Origin of the sequence: Mitsuaria sp. CC2 (assembly GCF_048957715.1) — a bacterium.
Lineage (GTDB): Bacteria > Pseudomonadota > Gammaproteobacteria > Burkholderiales > Burkholderiaceae_C > Roseateles.
Genome location: NZ_JARVXN010000038.1, coordinates 34,659 through 51,586, shown reverse-complemented (window position 1 = coordinate 51,586; position 16,928 = coordinate 34,659). Strand labels below are relative to the sequence as shown.

At 69.3% G+C, this 16,928-nt stretch carries 14 protein-coding genes; 3 read left to right on the top strand and 11 right to left on the bottom strand.

Annotation, left to right across the window (positions count from 1 at the left end):
* Positions 1 to 21: 21 nt before the first annotated feature.
* From PV762_RS24590 to PV762_RS24575, 4 genes are all read right to left on the bottom strand, one after another.
* Positions 22 to 1,188, bottom strand: a complete 1,167-nt coding sequence (locus tag PV762_RS24590; protein WP_421037748.1) for a PepSY-associated TM helix domain-containing protein — start codon at positions 1,186 to 1,188, stop codon at positions 22 to 24.
* Positions 1,189 to 1,201: 13 nt separating this feature from the next.
* On the bottom strand, positions 1,202 to 3,451 hold the full coding sequence (locus tag PV762_RS24585; RefSeq protein ID WP_421037627.1) for a TonB-dependent receptor: 2,250 nt from the start codon (positions 3,449 to 3,451) through the stop codon (positions 1,202 to 1,204).
* 140 nt (positions 3,452 to 3,591) lie between these two features.
* Positions 3,592 to 3,774: a hypothetical protein gene (locus tag PV762_RS24580; protein WP_421037626.1), complete on the bottom strand. Its 183-nt coding sequence runs from the start codon at positions 3,772 to 3,774 to the stop codon at positions 3,592 to 3,594.
* 175 nt (positions 3,775 to 3,949) lie between these two features.
* Positions 3,950 to 5,674 carry an FAD-dependent oxidoreductase gene (locus PV762_RS24575; protein WP_421037625.1) on the bottom strand — a complete coding sequence of 575 codons (1,725 nt, stop codon included), beginning with the start codon at positions 5,672 to 5,674 and terminating at the stop codon, positions 3,950 to 3,952.
* 158 nt (positions 5,675 to 5,832) lie between these two features.
* Between PV762_RS24575 and PV762_RS24570 the strand changes: the two genes are divergently transcribed.
* Complete coding sequence (locus tag PV762_RS24570; RefSeq protein WP_421037624.1) at positions 5,833 to 6,324, top strand: acyl-CoA thioesterase; 492 nt, start codon at positions 5,833 to 5,835, stop codon at positions 6,322 to 6,324.
* Between the two features lie 18 nt (positions 6,325 to 6,342).
* Here the strand turns inward: PV762_RS24570 and gshA are convergent, their stop codons facing one another.
* From gshA to PV762_RS24540, 6 genes are all read right to left on the bottom strand, one after another.
* A complete protein-coding gene (gene gshA, locus PV762_RS24565) occupies positions 6,343 to 7,809 on the bottom strand; it encodes a glutamate--cysteine ligase (RefSeq protein ID WP_421037747.1) in 1,467 nt (488 codons plus the stop codon).
* A gap of 353 nt (positions 7,810 to 8,162) precedes the next feature.
* Positions 8,163 to 9,188, bottom strand: coding sequence for a GlxA family transcriptional regulator (locus tag PV762_RS24560; protein ID WP_421037623.1), 1,026 nt, complete (start codon positions 9,186 to 9,188; stop codon positions 8,163 to 8,165).
* A gap of 15 nt (positions 9,189 to 9,203) precedes the next feature.
* Positions 9,204 to 9,797, bottom strand: coding sequence for a cysteine hydrolase family protein (locus tag PV762_RS24555; RefSeq protein WP_421037622.1), 594 nt, complete (start codon positions 9,795 to 9,797; stop codon positions 9,204 to 9,206).
* A gap of 95 nt (positions 9,798 to 9,892) precedes the next feature.
* On the bottom strand, positions 9,893 to 10,492 hold the full coding sequence (locus PV762_RS24550) for a DUF1415 domain-containing protein (RefSeq protein ID WP_421037621.1): 600 nt from the start codon (positions 10,490 to 10,492) through the stop codon (positions 9,893 to 9,895).
* 86 nt (positions 10,493 to 10,578) lie between these two features.
* Positions 10,579 to 11,793, bottom strand: coding sequence for a M20 aminoacylase family protein (locus PV762_RS24545; protein ID WP_421037620.1), 1,215 nt, complete (start codon positions 11,791 to 11,793; stop codon positions 10,579 to 10,581).
* A gap of 115 nt (positions 11,794 to 11,908) precedes the next feature.
* Positions 11,909 to 13,042: an ABC transporter substrate-binding protein gene (locus PV762_RS24540; RefSeq protein WP_421037619.1), complete on the bottom strand. Its 1,134-nt coding sequence runs from the start codon at positions 13,040 to 13,042 to the stop codon at positions 11,909 to 11,911.
* 184 nt (positions 13,043 to 13,226) lie between these two features.
* Between PV762_RS24540 and PV762_RS24535 the strand changes: the two genes are divergently transcribed.
* A complete protein-coding gene (locus PV762_RS24535; RefSeq protein ID WP_421037618.1) occupies positions 13,227 to 15,314 on the top strand; it encodes a molybdopterin-containing oxidoreductase family protein in 2,088 nt (695 codons plus the stop codon).
* Complete coding sequence (locus PV762_RS24530; RefSeq protein WP_421037617.1) at positions 15,311 to 16,381, top strand: aminopeptidase; 1,071 nt, start codon at positions 15,311 to 15,313, stop codon at positions 16,379 to 16,381. Before PV762_RS24535 ends, PV762_RS24530 begins: the two co-directional genes overlap by 4 nt.
* 118 nt (positions 16,382 to 16,499) lie before the next feature.
* Here PV762_RS24530 and PV762_RS24525 read toward each other — a convergent pair whose 3' ends face one another.
* A complete protein-coding gene (locus tag PV762_RS24525; protein ID WP_421037616.1) occupies positions 16,500 to 16,751 on the bottom strand; it encodes an acyl-CoA-binding protein in 252 nt (83 codons plus the stop codon).
* Positions 16,752 to 16,928: the final 177 nt, after the last annotated feature.

Here is a 16,928-nt window from a genome sequence, read left to right as displayed (position 1 = left end):
TGTGATCGTGCGGACTGGCGATCAGGCGGCCGCGGTTTCGGGATGCTTGGCGTCGTCGGGTTCGGCGCCCTTGCTGGCCTTCCTGGCGCCCTGCGGCTTGCGCAGCCACAGGTAGAGGCCGCTGCCGAGGACCACGATGGTCGCCACGTCCAGCAGCGCCCACAGGATCTTCATCGGCATGCCGCCGTAGTCGCCGAAGTGCAGCGGTTGCGACACCAGCAGCGCCGTCAGGTACCACGGCAGTTCCGGCGCGGCCGTCAGCCGCGAGGTCTTCGCGTCGATCAGCAGCGGCTGCAGCAGCTTGGAGGTCAGCGGCGTCGTGCCCTTCAGGAAGAAGGTGTTGTGGTGGGGGCTGGAGAACGAGGTCCCCGGGAACGCGATGAACGAGACCTTGCGCTGCGCGCCGACCTGCATCGCCGTGTCCATCGAGTCCTGCAGCGGCGCGCGTTCGGCGACCGTCAGCAGCGGCTGGTCCTTGTAAGGCACCAGCAGCGCGGTGATCTTGTCGTACTGCCAGTACTGCACCAGCAGCTCCGCCCAGGTGTTGATCATCCCGGTCGCGCCGACGACGAAGCACCACACCAGCGTGACGATGCCGATCAGGTTGTGCAGGTCCAGCCACTTCACCCGCGTCGAGCGGTCCTTGCGCACCGCGCCGAAGTCGAGCTTGCGCATGAAAGGCGCGTACAGCACCACGCCGCTGACCAGCGCGATCAGCAGCAGCAGGCCCATCAGCCCGAGGAAAAGCTTGCCCGGCAGGCCCGCGAACATGTCCACGTGCAGCCGGAACATCAGGTCCATGAAGCCTTCGCCGATGCGGTACTCGCGCACCGCCAGGCCGGTGCGCGCGTCGACGGCGACCGACTTGAACTGGTCGGTCGGCTCCGGCGTCGGCGCGAGCGTGAACCACCACAGGCGCGGGTCGTCCTCGTTCTCGCCGGCGAACTGGATCACCATCGTCGGATGCACCGCGTTGGCCGCCTTGGCCATCACGTCCAGCGACACGCGCTGCTTGTCCATCGCGGCGGGCAGCTCGGGCGCCTCGATCTCGTCCCCGAGCAGGTGACCGATCTCGTGATGGAAGATCAGCGGCAGCCCGGTCAGGCACAGCAGCAGCATGAACAGCGTGCAGACCAGGCTGGTCCACTTGTGGAGCCAGGTCCAGACCCGGATGGCGCGCGAACTCAGCATCGTCGTGTCCTCAGAAGTCCGCCGCCAGGCTCAGGTTGAAGCTGCGCGGCTGGCCGACCACCAGGTAGCTCTGGTCGGGGTAGCCGCCGGCCGAGGCCCAGTATTTGCGGTTGGTGACGTTGTCGATCCGCGCGCGCAGCGTCAGCAGCGTGCCCTGGACTTCGAACAGGTAGCGCGCGCCGGCGTCCAGGCGCGTCCAGGCCGGCACACGCAGCGTGTTGGCGCTGTCGGCGTAGGACTTGCCCGTGTGCACCACGCGCGCGTCGACCGCCAGACCCTGCAGCGCGCGGACTTCCCACTCCGTGCCGAGGTTGGCCTGGAGGCGCGGGATGCCCAGCGTGTACTTGCCCTCGGTGTCGGCCAGGCCGGTGCCGTGCTGCTTGGCGTCCAGCCAGGTCAGGCCGCCCAGGACCTTCAGGTCGCGCGTGGCTTCGCCGAAGGCGTTCAGCTCGATGCCGCGATGGCGGTCCTCGCCCTGCGCCACGTTCTGCGCCAACACCGCGCGTGGCTTGTCCGTCGTGAAGTACGCGGCGCCGAATCCCAGCCGGCCGCCGTCGTACTTGACGCCGACTTCCTTCTGCTTGGACTGGTAGGGCGCCAGGTCGCGCGCCGGCAGGCCGTCCTGCGCGGCCAGGCTGTCACCCTTGTTCAGGCCCTCGATGTAGTTGCCGTAGACCGACAGCTGCTTCGTGAAACGGTAGACCGCGCCGACGACCGGGCTGGTCCTGCTCTGGTCGTAGGTCGTGACCACGCCGCCCGGCGTGCCGAAGTCCGCGCCGTTGAAGTTCCACTGCACGCGCGGCGAGATGCTGTCCTGCTTGAGCGTCTGATGGCGCAGGCCGAGCGTCAGCAGGAAGGTGTCGTCGAACATCGACAGCGTGTCGCCGACGGCGACACTGCGGTTGCGCACGCGGGTGTTCAGGCGCGGATCGTCCACGCTGTTGCCGATATAGACGCCGGGCGAGAAGACCGGCAGCGGATCGGAGGTCGGGCTGTAGAGGTTGGTCGGCAGCAGGTTGCCGAAGTCCATCGCGTAGCCGTTCTTGGTGTCCAGCGAGAAGATCGAGGCGGAGACCACCCACTCGTGGCCGACCGCACCGGTGCGGAACTTGCCGCGCACGCCGGCTTCGGCGGTGTCGACGCTGTCCTTGCGGCCGTTGTCGAAGCGGTAGTAGGTGCCCGCGCCGGTGGTGGCGTTGGTGACGGTCAGGCCGGCCAGGCGGTTCTCTTCCTTGCTGCGGCGGGCGCCGTAGGCGGCCCAGGCGGTGACGGTGCCGGTCAGGTCCCACTCGCCGCGCAGCGTGCCGAAGGTGTCGCGCTCGTTGGAGAAGGTCCACGGCTGCGCGAAGTTGGCCTTGTTGTCCGGCACCGACGGCATCGCCGACAGGCCTTGCACGGTGACGCTCGGGCGCGTGCGGGTGAGCTGGTTGTCCTGCCAGCCGAGGTCGGCGCTCAGGCGGACGTCGCGGCTGCGCCAGTCCAGGCCCACGGCGACCACGCTGGTCTTGGCCTTCTCGTCATCGACGGCGGTGCCGCCGTCGCGGTAGGCGGCGTTGAAGCGCACGCCGGTCGCGTTGTCGGGACCGAAGCGTCGCGCCACGTCGAGCGCCGCGCCACCCGAGCCGCCGCTGCCCGCATTCACCGTCAGGCGCGTCAGCGGCTCGGCCGGCGCCCGCTTGGGCAGCAGGCTGATGTTGCCGCCGATGCCGCTGCCGCCGGGACTGGCGCCCATCAGGAAGGCGGAGGCGCCGCGCAGCACCTCGACCCGCTCGAACAGCTCCGACGCGATGTACTGACGCGGCAGCAGGCTGTAGAGGCCGTTGTAGGCGACGTCGTCCGAACTCAGGATGAAGCCGCGGATGAAGTAGGCCTCCTGGAAGTTGCCGAAGCCGCGGGCCGCGCGCACGCCGGGGTCGTTCTGCAGCACCTCGGCGACGCTCTTGGCCTGGCGGTCCTGGATCAGTTCGTTGGTGTAGGCGGTGATGGAGAACGGCGTCTCCATGTTGTCCTTGGTGCCCAGGATCCCGGCGCGGCCGCCGCGCGCGACCTGGCCGCCGGCATAGGCCTTGGACAGGCCCTGCTTGTCCGCGGTGGCGCTGACGGTCACGGCCGGCAGCTGGGACGGGCCGCCGTCCTTGGCCTCGTCCTTGTTCGCGTCCTTCGATTGGGCGGCGTCCTGCGCGATGGCGACAGGTGCGGCGAGACCGGACAGACCGAGGGCGATGGCGAGCGCCAACGGGCGCAGGGAAGGGGAATTCATGGGGCGGGGACCTTGCGGGACTTCTTCTGGAAAGAGAAAACGGCTGGGAAGCGGATGGGACGCGGCTGCCACATGGCGACGAAACGGCGACGACACGGCGACGACACGGTGACGAGATGGCGATGAAAGCGGCGCGGCGTTCAGCGCGCCGTCTGGGGACGCCAGGCGTACCAGGCGATGACCGCCACCGGCACGCCCAGGCCGACCCAGGACCAGGCGTCGCCCCAGTCGTCGGACACGAGCGCGGTCAGCAGGCCGGAAGTGCTCAGCACACCCAGCGCGATCGGCCAGGTCCAGAGACGGCGGGATTCGGAAGACAGCATCTGACGGCGCCCAGTTTGCAAATAACAACGATTCGCATTCTATGGCGAAGCGCTGTGCCGGGTGAAAGGGAGAGCCACAGATCAGGGAGGCGTTGAAAGCGCTGCCGCCCCGGCGAGGCGGGGCGGCGAGACGAAGAGGAACAGGAAGAGGACACGGGGGCGTGAGCCCCCGGGCTCAGACCGGGACGCGGGCCACGGCGGCGGGACTGAGGCGTTCGGCGCGCGCCGCATCCTGGCGGGCCAGGTACTGGTGGATGCTGGCGACGACCTGGGCGCCTTCGCCGATCGCGCCGCCGACGCGCTTCACCGAGCCCGAACGCACGTCGCCGACCGCGAACACGCCGGGAATGCTCGACTCCAGCGGCTCGGGCTTGTAATCGGACAGCGGGCAGGCGCAGGCGCGGCCCGTGATGATGAAGCCGGCCTGGTCCAGTTCCAGTCCGCATTCGGCGATCACGCCGGTTTCCGGTTCGGCGCCGATGAACATGAACAGGTGCTGCAGCGCCAGTCTGCGTTCCTGACCGTTGCGGCGGTCGCGCCAGCTCACGGCTTCGAGCGAGTCGCCTCCCTCGAGCGCCTTGAGTTCCTGGTGCGGCTGCAGCTCGATGTTGGCGGTGCCCTGGATGCGGTCGATCAGGTAGCGCGACATCGTCGCCGCCAGACCGGGGCCGCGGATCAGCATGATGACCTTGGCCGCGTGGTTCGCGAGGAACACCGCCGCCTGTCCCGCCGAGTTCCCGCCGCCGACGATGACCACCGTCTGCCGGCTGCAGATGCGGGCCTCGATCGGCGAGGCCCAGTACCAGACGCCCCGACCTTCGAAGCGGGTCAGCGCGTCGATCTCGGGCCGGCGGTAGCGCGCGCCGGTGGCGATCACCGCGGTGCGCGCGCGCACCTTGCGGCCGTCTTCGAGCGACAGGTGCAGCTCATCCTCCATGCCCTGCCGTTCGCAGCTCATCCGCGTGACCTTGGCGGGAATCAGCATGTCCGCGCCGAACTTCTGGGCCTGGACGAAGGCCCGCCCCGCCAGCGCCTGGCCGGAGATGCCGGTCGGGAAGCCGAGGTAGTTCTCGATGCGCGAGCTCGCGCCGGCCTGGCCGCCGAACGAGCGGCAGTCCAGCACCAGCACCGACAGGCCCTCCGAGGCCGCATACACCGCCGACGACAGTCCCGCCGGGCCCGCGCCGATGATGGCGACGTCGTAGAGCTCGGTCCGCTCGCGCATGTCGACGATGCCCATGCAGCGCGCGACCTCGTCGTCGGTCGGGTCGACCAGCACCTCGCCCCCGGGGCAGATGACCAGCATCTGCACGCCGTCGGTCATGTACTGGTCGGCCAGCGCCTTGGCGTCCTCGTTCTGGTCGGGTTCGAGCTGCTGGTGCGGGTAGCCGTTGCGGCCCAGGAAGCTGCGCAGCCGCATCACCGCCGCGGACTTGCCGCGGCCGATCAGCGTCGCGCCGCTGGCGCCGGCCTCGATCAGGCCGACGCGGCGCAGGATGAAGGCGCGCGTCAGGCGTTCGCCCAGGTCGGCTTCGCCGATCAGCAGCGCGCGCAGCTGCGGCGGGCTGACGTCGACCGCCTCGACCTCGGTCTCGGCGATCGCGTCGATGAAGGAGGGCCGGCCGCTGAGCTGGCCGACCTCGCCCAGGAAGCCGCCGGGGCCGTGCCGGTGGATGGGTGTCACATGACCGAGGCTGTCGCGTTGCGACACCGTGATCTCGCCGCTGAGGATGAGGATCATGCCCATGCCCGTATCGCCGGCACGCACGACCCATTCGCCTTGGGCATAACGCCGGAACCGGCCGAATCGCGCGACGCGCGCGATGTCGGCCACCCCGAGCGCGGGGAACATCTGGGCACCGCGCGTGTCGACGATGCTGGGCTGCTGGACCTGGGCCATGGAATCTCCTTGCGCGCACCCTAACCGAGGCCCGTGTCAGCGGCAAGCGCCAGAAGGGGGAGTCGCTCCCCGCGCCCGCCGCGACCCTCAGCTTCTCCGGACTCTGGCACCATGGCGGCCACTCCCTCACTCCCCGATCCGACGCCGGATCCCGCGCCATGGACCTGCCTTCCCACCAACTCACGATGACGGTGCTGATGACGCCGGACATGGCCAACTTCTCCGGCAACGTGCACGGCGGCACCATCCTGAAGCTGCTCGACCAGGCGGCGTACGCGTGCGCCAGCCGCTATGCGGGCCGCTACACGGTGACGCTGTCGGTGGACCAGGTGATGTTCCGCCAGCCGATCCACGTCGGCGAGCTGGTCAGCTTCCTGGCGTCGGTGAACTACGCGGGCACCTCGTCGATGGAGATCGGCATCAAGGTCATCACCGAGAACATCCGCGAGCAGGTGGTGCGCCACGCCAACAGCTGCTTCTTCACGATGGTGGCGGTGGGCGAGGACGGCCGCCCCGTGGCGGTGCCGCCGCGCACGCCGTCGACGCCGGACGAGAAACGCCGCTGGGACGCGGCGTTGGAGCGCAAGAAGCTGCGCCAGGAACTGCAGAGGCGACACGACGAGCTGCGCAGTTCGTCGCTGCCGGGCTGAGCGCCCGGCGCGGCGGATTCACCCGCGCAGTTGCGCGGGATCGAGGTACTGCTGCCGGAAGGTCTCGAAATCGATCGTGTCCGCCGCCTCGATCGCGGCCTGCGCCTCCAGCGAGGCACGCGCCGACTGGTCGAAGCGCGTCATCAGGCCGTCCGGCAGGGGCTGCTCCAGGACGTGGCGGCGGGAGAGCTCGGACTGCGCCGCGACGAAGGCCAGATGCGACGACTCGTGCTGGGCGCGCATCGCCGCCAGCACGCGGGTCGAAGGCAACTGATCCGGATCGTCCCAGCGCTCGACCGCCTGCGCGAGGGCCTCGCGGTACGACGAGCCGCCCAGCGCCGCGTCCACCTTGTCGGCGATCGGCGCGAATTCGGCCAACAGCTCGCGACCCCAGTCGCGCAGCGACACCTCGCCGCCGCGGCGCTCCAGCGTCAGGCCGGGCTCGCGACCGGCCGAGGCCGTGCGATGCTGGTTGCGCGCCAGCGCGCCAAGTTCCTCCGGGGTGTCGTTGGGGCTGTCGGTCAGCCAGCAGTGCAGCAGGAAGAGGTCCAGGAAGCGCATCGTGCCCGCGGCGATGCCGACCGGCTCGAACGGGTCCAGGTCCATGCAGCGGACCTCGATGTACTCGACGCCGCGCTCGCGCAGCGCGTGCAGGGGGCGTTCGCCCGAGCGGATCGTGCGCTTGGGGCGGATCGTGCCGTAGAACTCGTTCTCGATCTGCAGCAGCGTCGTCGACAGCTGGTTGTACTCGCCGCCCGGATTGACGACCCCGACCTGCTCGTAGGCCGGATAGGGACGCGTCAACGCGTCCTGCAGCGAGGCGGCGTAGCCGTCGATGCTGTTGTAGCTCACCGCCAGCGAGGCCTGGGCGTCGCTCTGGTAGCCGAGCCGCCCCATGCGCAGCGAGGTACCGTACGGCATGTGCAGCGTGCCGTCGACCAGCGGCTGCAGGCCGTGCTCGCGACCGGCGACGAAGCTCGCGCACAGCGCCGGCGAGGCGCCGAACAGCGTCAGCAGCAGGAAGGAGTGGCGACGGAAGTTGCGGATCAGCGCAAAGTGGTCCGCGTTGTCCAGGCCCGGCATCGACCAGTTGTAATGGATGCCGGAGATCGTCTGCATGCGCCGCCCGTAGCGGTGGCCCAGGCCCATGCGGTAGACACTCTTGGCGCGACCGATGTTGGAGGCGCCGTAACGGCCGATCGGGATGGTCTCGTCAGCCGGGAGTTGGCAGGGCATGCTCGACGCCCACATCAGTTCGTTGCCCAGACAACGGTAGACCGCCTGGTGGATCTCCGTAAGCTGCCGTTCGCAGTCCTCGGCGGACGCGTGCACGCCGGTGATCAGTTCAAGCTGCGATTCGCTGAAGTCGGTGGTGACAGTCTCGTGCGTGAGCGCAGAACCCAGCGCCGTCGGATGCGGCGTCAGCGCCAGCGACGCGCCGCTCGGTTGCGCGCGCAGGCTCTCCTTCTCCACGCCGCGGCGCATGCCCGCCAGACGGGCCGGATCCAGGGCCTCCAGTCGCTTCAACCAATCGTTCAAATGCCGCTCCTCGTTCACTGTGGGCGCGCAAGTTACCAGAAGTGCACGAATCCCGCTTGACTTGGATTTATGCAGTTTGTGCTAAGTCGACATGCGCTGGACGCGCCGCGGCAATCGTCGGGCCAGCCCCCCCCGGCGCACGCAGGGAGCACAGACGGCGGAGCCGGTGCCCCTCTTCTCTCACAGTCTTCGCTTCGCTCAGGGTTCGTTCAGAGGGACACCGGCTCCGCCGTCTCGATGTACTTCGACCGTCGCCATTCGACCGTCGCCATTCGATCGTCGATCTTCGGCGGGCGACGTCAGGCGTCGGCGCTCAGACGACGGCGGGTGCGGCGAAGTTGCTGGTCGGAGCTGAAACCCGCGGCGAGCGCGGCTTGCGCCGGGCTGGTGCCGCGCTGGAGCTCCCGCCGCGCCAGTTCGAGACGGATGGCGCGCAGGTAGTCGAGCGGCGTGGTGCCGCCGTGCTGGGTGAAGAGTCGCGTGAGGTGCCGCGGCGTGACATGGGCAACCTCGGCCATGCGGGCCAGGCTCCAGTCGGCGCGCGGATCGCCACAGACCGCGTCCTGCACACGGTGCAGCCCAGGATGCAGGTGATGCCGGTTCGCAAGCATCGGCGAGAGTTCCGGATCCTGCGCGCCGCGGCGCAGGTAGACAACCATCACCTGTGCGACAGAGGCGGCAATGGCCTCGCCGCAGTGCTCAGCGATGAGCGCCAGGACCAGGTCGATGCCGGCCGTGATGCCAGCGCTGCTGGCCAAGGGGCCGTCGAGCACGAACACCCGGTTGGCCTGCACGTCGGCGCGCGGGGCGGCGTCCCGCAGCGCGTCGAGCGCCTCGTGGTGGGTGGTGCAGCGACGCCCGTCGAGCAGCCCGGCCCGCGCCGCCAGCAGCGCGCCGGCGCAGATGCTCAGCAACCGGCCCTGACCGCCGGCCAGGAGCGCGCGGCCTTCCCGATGCAACCAGCGCTCGATGCGCAGTTCTTCCTCGCGATCGGCCGTGTCCGGTGGCGGATCGTCCGGGTGAGGATGCCGCCGGCCGCTCAGGATGAGCCAATCCCGCAGGCCGAGCGCTGGCAGCGGCTCCAACGCCGCCAGCGTCAGCCCCACCGAGGTGGGCGCGGATTCGCTCGCGGCGCAGTACCTGAGCCGGAACGCCTCGGGCTCGCCGCGTCGCCGCAACGCCTGGTTGGCGAGCCGCAGCGCTTCAGCGGCGCCGGCCAGGTCGAGCAGCAGGGTGTGGCGCTCGACCAGGATCCAGACGTCGATGGGGGCGACCTCGGCGTGGGTTCCGGCGCCGGTCGGCCGGGAGGCATCGAAAACGGACATCGCCGCAGTATGCGCTCAGCCGGCGCGGGCCAGCGCCTGCTCGACGGTCACGATGTCGGCGAAGCGGCCTTGCAGGGCCACCTCCGTGCGCAGCTTGAGGTCGTCGACGGAGACTACGACGCCGCTGGTGTGCGGGATCGGGAAGGTGTGCGTCGCCTCGGTCACGTAGTCGACGGTCCAGCCCTCGTCGCTGGCGTGGCGGGTGGTGGTCTCGCAGCACTGCTCGGTGCGGATGCCGGCGACGATCAGGCGGCGGATGCCGTGCTCGGTGAGCCAGATCGACAGGCCGGTGCCGACCAGCGCGCTGTGGCGGCGCTTGAGGAACTCGGCGGCGATGGGGACCTGGGCCAAGCCATCCAACGGGCGGACGTGGCCGCTGACCAGCGAAAAGGGGTTGTCCGCCGTCTCCGGGCCGTCGCTGTGGAGGACGCGGATGATCGGCAGCCCGCGAGCGGCGGCGCCGTCGAGCAGGGCGTTGGTGCGCTCCTGGAAGGCCGGCCAGGTGGCTTCGTCCCAGTAGGGACGATGGCGGAAGGATTCCTGGACGTCGATCAGCAGGACGGCGGTCGTGGGGGCCGCGTTGGCGGCGGTGTTCGAGGCGGTGGTCATCGAGGACTCCATCGGGTGGTTGATGGCAGTCATCGTGCCGCCGACCGGCATTGCCGTCGCGCCGCCGGAGGACCAGTCGCGGTCAAATCAGGACATCAGTCCTCGCGCGTGGTGCGCTGGGCCAGCGGCAGCTTGGCCTCGACGTCCAGCGCGTCCCAGCCCTTGCGGCCGATGCGGCGCAGCGTCTCGATGTTGGCTTCGTAGATCGCGTCGGTGTCGGGCATGGTCTCGACGGCGCGCTCGATGCTCTCCTCGCGCAGCAGGTGCAGCGTGGGGTAGGGCGAACGGTTGCTGAAGTTGTCGACGTCGTCCGCCTCCGTGCCGTCGAACTGGTAGTCCGGGTGGAAGCTGGCGACCTGCAGCACGCCGTCCAGGTCCAGGTCCTCGACCAGCGCATCGGCGGCGCCGAGGAAGTCGTTGAAGTCCAGGAAGTCGTTCAGCACCCAGGGATGGACGATCAGCGTGGTTTCGGTGTCCTCCGGATCCTCGCGGTTGAGCGCGAGCAGCTCATGCGCCAGGTCCTTGAGCAGGTCCTCCGGCGTGCGCGCCGCGCTGACCACGGTGCGCAGCCGCTGGTTGACCTCGACGCTCTTGGCGAAAGGACAGAGATTCAGGCCAATCACCGCCCGCTGCAACCAGCGGTGGGTGTCTTCGAGAACGGTCTTTTCCTGGTCGGGCGCGATCGTGCTGGTCATCGGGCGGTAGGCTGGACGTTGGCTGCTGGACGTTGGCTGCTGGACGTTGGCTGCTGGGCGTGGTCGGCGGCAAGGGTGCTCGGCGCTCAGGCCTTGACGGGCCGGGGTTGCTTGAACCACGCGTCGACCAGGCGCGCCCACATCGAACCGCCCAGCGGGATCAGCTCGTCGTTGAAGTCGTAGCTCGGGTTGTGCAGCATGCAGGGCCCGAGGCCGTGGCCGCCCTCGCGGTGGCTGCCGTCGCCGTTGCCGATGAGGAAGTAGCAGCCCGGCACCGACTGCAGGTAGTAGCTGAAGTCCTCCGCCCCCATGGTGGGCTCGAACTCCTGCACGTTGGGCGCGCCCAGCATCTCGGTCAGCACGCCGCGGACGAATTCGGTCTCGGCGGGGTGGTTGATCGTCGGCGGGTAGTTGCGGTGGAAGGAGAACTCGCACTCGCACTCGAAGGCGACGCCGGTGGCCTCGGTGATCTGCTTCATGCGGCGCTCGATCAGGTCCAGCGTCTCCAGCGTGAAGGTGCGGACCGTGCCCTGCAGCTCACAGCTTTCGGGGATGACGTTGGTGGCCTCGCCGGCGTGGATCATCGTCACCGAGATCACGCCCGCATCGATCGGCCGCTTGTTGCGGGTGATGATGGTCTGATAGGCCTGCACCAGGTGCGCCGCCACGACCACCGGGTCGGTGCCCAGGTGCGGCATCGCGCCGTGCGCGCCCTTGCCCTTGATGCGGACCCTGAACTCGTTGCTCGACGCGAAGACCGGTCCGCTCTTGAGCGCGAACTGCCCCGCAGCCATGCCCGGCCAGTTGTGGATGCCGAACATGGCCTCCATCGGGAATTTCGTGAACAGGCCGTCCTTGATCATTTCGCGGGCGCCGCCGCCGCCTTCCTCCGCCGGCTGGAACACGACGTAGACGGTGCCGTCGAAGTCGCGCTGCGCCGCCAGGTGCTTGGCGCCGGCCAGCAGCATCGCGGTGTGGCCGTCGTGGCCGCACGCGTGCATCTTGCCGGGGTGCCTGCTGGCGTGGGCGAAGGTGTTGTGCTCCGTGATCGGGAGCGCGTCGATGTCGGCGCGCAGGCCCAGCGTGCGGCCGCTGGCCCCGCCGTCGCGGCCTTTGATGATGCCGACCACGCCGGTCTTGCCCAGGCCGCGGTGGACCTCGATGCCCCAGTCGGTCAGGGCTTTCGCGACCACGTCGGCGGTGCGGTCCTCGTGGAAGCAGAGCTCCGGATGCGCGTGCAGGTCGCGTCGCAGCTTGGCGATGGCCGGGGCGTCGGCCAGGATGGGTTCGATCAGCTTCATGTGCGGGCACTCCGATGTCGTCGCGACAGCGCGTCGGGCTTGCCGCGGGCCAGAAAGGCCGCGGCGCCGCTCAGGGCGGCGCCGCTGTGGTCGGACCAGTGTACCCGCGGGCCGGTCAGCGCTTCACGCGACCGTCGTTGGTCAGCATCGTCATCTCGACGAAGGTCGAGCCGACATGCTTGTTGGGACGGAAGTTCACGTTGAAGCCGCCGACGTTGTAGTTCGACAGCGTGTCGAGCGCCGCGACCAGGCCGTCGCGGGTCGGGCGGGTCATGCGTCGGATGCCTTCGCTGATGACCTTGGCGCCGATGTAGCCCTCGATGGCGGTGTAGTTGAACTTCTGGCCGGCCTTGGTGGCGGCCTGCTGGTAGTCGTGGACCACGCCGACCTGCGAGCCGAACGGGTAGGGCATGACCTGGCTGACGACCACGCCGACCGCGTCCTTGCCGAGCTCGTCCAGCAGCGACTGCGTGCCGACGAAGGACACGTTGTAGAACACGCCGCCGTAGCCGGCCTTGCGCGCGGCGCGGATGAAGGCGGCGCAGCTCTTGTAGGCGCTGATCATGACGATGGCCTCGGGCGGCGAGCCGCTCTGCACCAGATCCTTGACCGCCTTGGCGACGTCGACGCTGTTGCGCTCGACGGTGGAGGTGGCCTGCGGCTGCAGCGCCAGCGGCTTCATCGCGCGCAGCACGCCGTCCATGCCGGCCTTGCCGTAGGCGTCGTTCTGGTGGAAGACCGAGATGCGCATCAGGCCCAGCTGGGTCAGCTGCTTCACGATCAGGGCGGTCTCGTCGTAGTACGACGCCCGCACGTGGTAGACCCACGGGCTGAACGGGTCGCGCAGCGCCTCGGCGCCGGTGAACGGGGCGACGAAGGGGATCTTGGCCTGGTTGACCAGCGGCAGCGCGGCCAGCGAGGTCGGCGTGCCGACGTAGCCGAACAGCGCGAACACGTCGTCGGCGATCAGCTTCTCGGTGTTGGCCTTCGCGCGGTCGGGCTCGTAGCCGTCGTCCAGCGTGCGCAGTTCGATGATGGTGCCGTTGATGCCGCCTGCGGCGTTCTGGGCGTCGAAGAACAGCTTGGCGCCGGCCTGCATCTGGAGGCCCAGCTGGGCCGCGGCGCCGGTCAGCGGAACCGACTGGCCCAGCACCAGTCGTTTGCCTTGGGCGCGGACGGCCGACGGGATCGGCAGGGTGGCGAGCGCGCCCAGGGCGCTGGCGGAGGCGAGAAGTTGACGGCGATCCAAAGGGGACTCCCAGAGGGGTACGAATTGATATTGTGGCGTCCGCCGGAGGGCAGGCGGCGCCAGGAGGCTCGACACGACCTATTTCGGCCTCCTGGTCTGTGAGCTTAGCGGTTCGTGTGTCCAGCGTTGTCGCTCTCTCGGGTAAGAAATCGCAAGGGTGTGGCGCCTGTGCAATAGTTGACGCATGTCGTCCGTGCCCTCTGAACCCGCCGTGAACCTCCCGCCACACGCCCTCCCGTTGCTGGCCGCCGACCGCGGCACGCGTGTCGTCAAGGGCGCCTGTCCGCACGATTGCCCGGACACCTGCGCGCTGCGCATCACGGTCGAAGACGGCAAGGTGGTGAAGGTCCAGGGCCAGCCCGAGCATCCGAGCACCCACGGCGCGCTGTGCACGAAGGTGTCGCGGTACCCCGAACGCACCTATCACGAGGAGCGGGTGCTGCACCCGCTCAAGCGCGTCAGCGCCAAGCACGAGCCGCCGCGCTTCGAGCGCATCGGCTGGGACCAGGCGATCGCCGAGATCGCCGGCCGGCTGAAGGCCGTCGCAGCGCGCGATCCGCAGGCGATCCTGCCCTACAGCTATGCCGGCACGATGGGCATGCTGCAGGGCGAGGCCATGGCGGGGCGCTTCTTCAACCGGCTGGGCGCCTCCTGCCTCGACCGCACGATCTGCGCGTCGGCGGGCGGCGCGGGGCTGGCGGCCACCTACGGGCACAAGGTCGGCATGCACCTGCCGCACTTCGCGGAATCCCGGCTCATCGTGATCTGGGGCAGCAACTCGATCGCGTCCAACCTGCATTTCTGGACCTTCGCGAACCAGGCCAAGCGCGCCGGCGCGAAGCTGGTCTGCATCGATCCGCGCAAGACCGAAACCGCCGACAAGTGCCATCAGCACCTGGCGCTGCTGCCGGGCACGGACGGCGCGCTGGCGCTGGGGCTGATGCACGAGCTGATCGCCAACGACTGGCTCGATCACGACTACCTCTTCCGGCATGTGGACGGCTGGGACGAACTGCGCGACCGCGCGCTCGCGTGGACGCCCGAACGAACGGCGGCCGAATGCGGGCTCACCGCGGACGAGGTCCGCGGCCTGGCCCGGGACTACGGGACGATGGCGCCGGCCGCGATCCGGCTGAACTACGGCATGCAGCGCGTGCGCGGCGGCGGCAACGCGGTGCGCCTGATCGCGCTGCTGCCGTGCCTGACCGGCGCCTGGCGCCATCGGGCGGGGGGACTGCTGCTGTCGAGTTCGGGCTGGTTCGCGCCGTTCAAGAACCCGGCGCTGGAGCGCCCGGACCTGCGCGCCGGCCGGCCGTCGCGGACGATCAACATGAGCACCATCGGCGACGACCTGCTGCGCGAGGCCTCGCCCGCGTTCGGCCCGAAGGTCGAGGCGCTGATCGTCTACAACAGCAACCCGGTCGCGGTGGCGCCGGAGTCGCCCAAGGTGGTGGCGGGCTTCCAGCGCGAGGATCTGCTGACGGTGGTGCTGGAGCACTTCATGACGGACACGGCCGACCTGGCCGACTACGTGCTGCCGGCGACGACGCAGATGGAGCACCTCGACATCCATACCAGCTACGGCCACACGGACGTGCTGCTCAACGAGCCGGCGATCGCGCCGGTCGGCGAGGCGCGTCCGAACACGCGGATCTTCCGGGACCTGGCGGCGGCGATGGGCTTCGACGAGGCCGCCTTCCACGAAGACGACGAGGCGTTGCTGCGCCAGGCCTTCCGCGACGACGTCGATCTGGTGCAACTGCGCGAACGCGGCTGGTTCAAGCTGCCGCTGGCGGAGGCCCCGTTCGCCGAGGGCGGCTTCCCGTCGGCGACCGGCAAGGCCGATGCGCGCGGCGCGGACTATGTGCCCAACTACGAAAGCCGCACGAGCGATCCGGCACTGGCGGCGCGCTATCCGCTGGCGATGATCTCGCCGCCGGCGCGCCATCATCTGAACAGCACCTTCGTGAACGTGAAGAGCCTGCGCGACATCGAGGGCGAGCAGGTGCTCGAGATGAGCGCCGGCGACGCGGCCGCGCGAGGACTTGCCGATGGCCAGCTGGTGCGCGTGTTCAACGATCGCGGCAGCTACGCCTGCCGGCTGGACGTGAGCGCCCGGGCGCGCGAGGGCGTCGTCCACGGCCTGGGCATCTGGTGGCGCAAGCTGGGCGCGGACGGGCGCAACGTCAACGAGGTCACGCACCAGCGGCTCACCGACCTGGGTCGCGCGCCGTGCTTCTACGACTGCCTGGTCGAGGTGTCGGCGGGATGACCAAGCGCGCACGACGGCTGCTCCTGATCCTGCTGGCCGCGCCGCTGCTGCTGGCGATGACGGCGCTGGGCGGCTGCGCCCAGCTGTCGTATTACGGGCAGTCGCTGTCGGGCCATCTGTCGCTGGTGCGATCGGCCAAGCCGGTCGACGACTGGCTGGGTCAGCCGGACCTCGATCCCGACGTACGCCAGCAGCTGGAGCTGTCGAAGTCCCTGCGCGACTACGCCTCCTCGGAGCTGAAGCTGCCGGACAACGACAGCTACCGCCGCTACGCCGATCTGAAGCGCGGCTCGGCGGTGTGGAACGTCGTCGCGACGCCGGAGCTGAGCCTGCAGCTCAAGACCTGGTGTTATCCGATCATGGGTTGCGCCGGGTACCGCGGCTACTTCGATCCGCACGACGCGCGCGAGCTGGCCCAGGAACTCCGCCAGGAGGGGCTGGAGCCCTACGTCTACGGCGTGCCGGCGTATTCGTCGCTGGGCTGGAGCAACTGGCTGGGCGGCGATCCGCTGCTGAACACCTTCATCCGCTACCCGGAGGCGCAGCTGGCTCGGATGATCTTCCACGAACTGGCCCATCAGGTCGCGTACGCCAGCGACGACACCGCGTTCAACGAGAGTTTCGCGACGGCCGTCGAGCAGATCGGCGTGGGGCGGTGGCTGAAGGACCGGCCCGAGGCGCTGCGCGACGACGAACGATCGCGCCGCCGACAGGACGAGATCCAGGTCTTGCTCAAGTCGACGCGGGAGCAGTTGCAGGACGTGTTCCGGAGCACGGCGAGCGATGACGAGAAGCGCGCCGGCAAGGCCGCGGCCTTCGCGAAGCTGAGGGCGGACTACGAGGCGATCAAGCGCGACCGCTGGAACGGCGACACGCGCTTCGACCGTTGGGTGCTGGGCCTGAACACGCCCGCGCTGGCGATCCAGGGCAGCTACACGGACCTGGTGCCGGACTTCGTGCGGCTCTTCGAACGGCAAGGCGCGGACTGGCCGCGCTTCTACGCCGAGGTGCAGCGGCTGGCGAAGCTGCCGAAGGAAGAGCGCCGGGCGGAGTTGGCGCGCCAGTGACGCGATGCCCTCAGAGGAGGGGAGCAGCGATCATCCAGGTGAACGCCCGGAAACGACGAAGCCGCCCTTGCGAGGCGGCCTCGTGGTCTGTCCGGCGCGGGCGCCGGCATTTGAAGGCTTACTTCAGGCCTTCGACCAGATCGATGTAGTCCTGCATCGCCTCGTCGTTGGTCTTGCCTTCGAGGGTCTTCCAGGCGTCCCACTTGGCGCGGTTGACGAAGTCCGTCATGCCGGGGCGGTCGCCGTCGACATCGCCCGCGGTCGCCTGCTTGAACAGCGCGTACAGCTTCAGCAACGTCTGGTTGTCCGGGCGCTCGGGCAGATTCTTGGAATCGGCGACGGCGGCGTCGAATTGGTCCTTCAGGCTCATGGTGTGTCTCCCGTGGCGGTGAGCAGGGCGTCCCGTTGGCGACAATCGGGACGGATGGCCGCGATGTTACCCACCCCACCCCCACGTTCGGACTGGGGTCGCCTCTCTAGATGACGGATGATCCGCTGCATCGCCTCGTCCTTCGCGTCGTTGTCCGCCCCGTCCGTCCAGGAGACC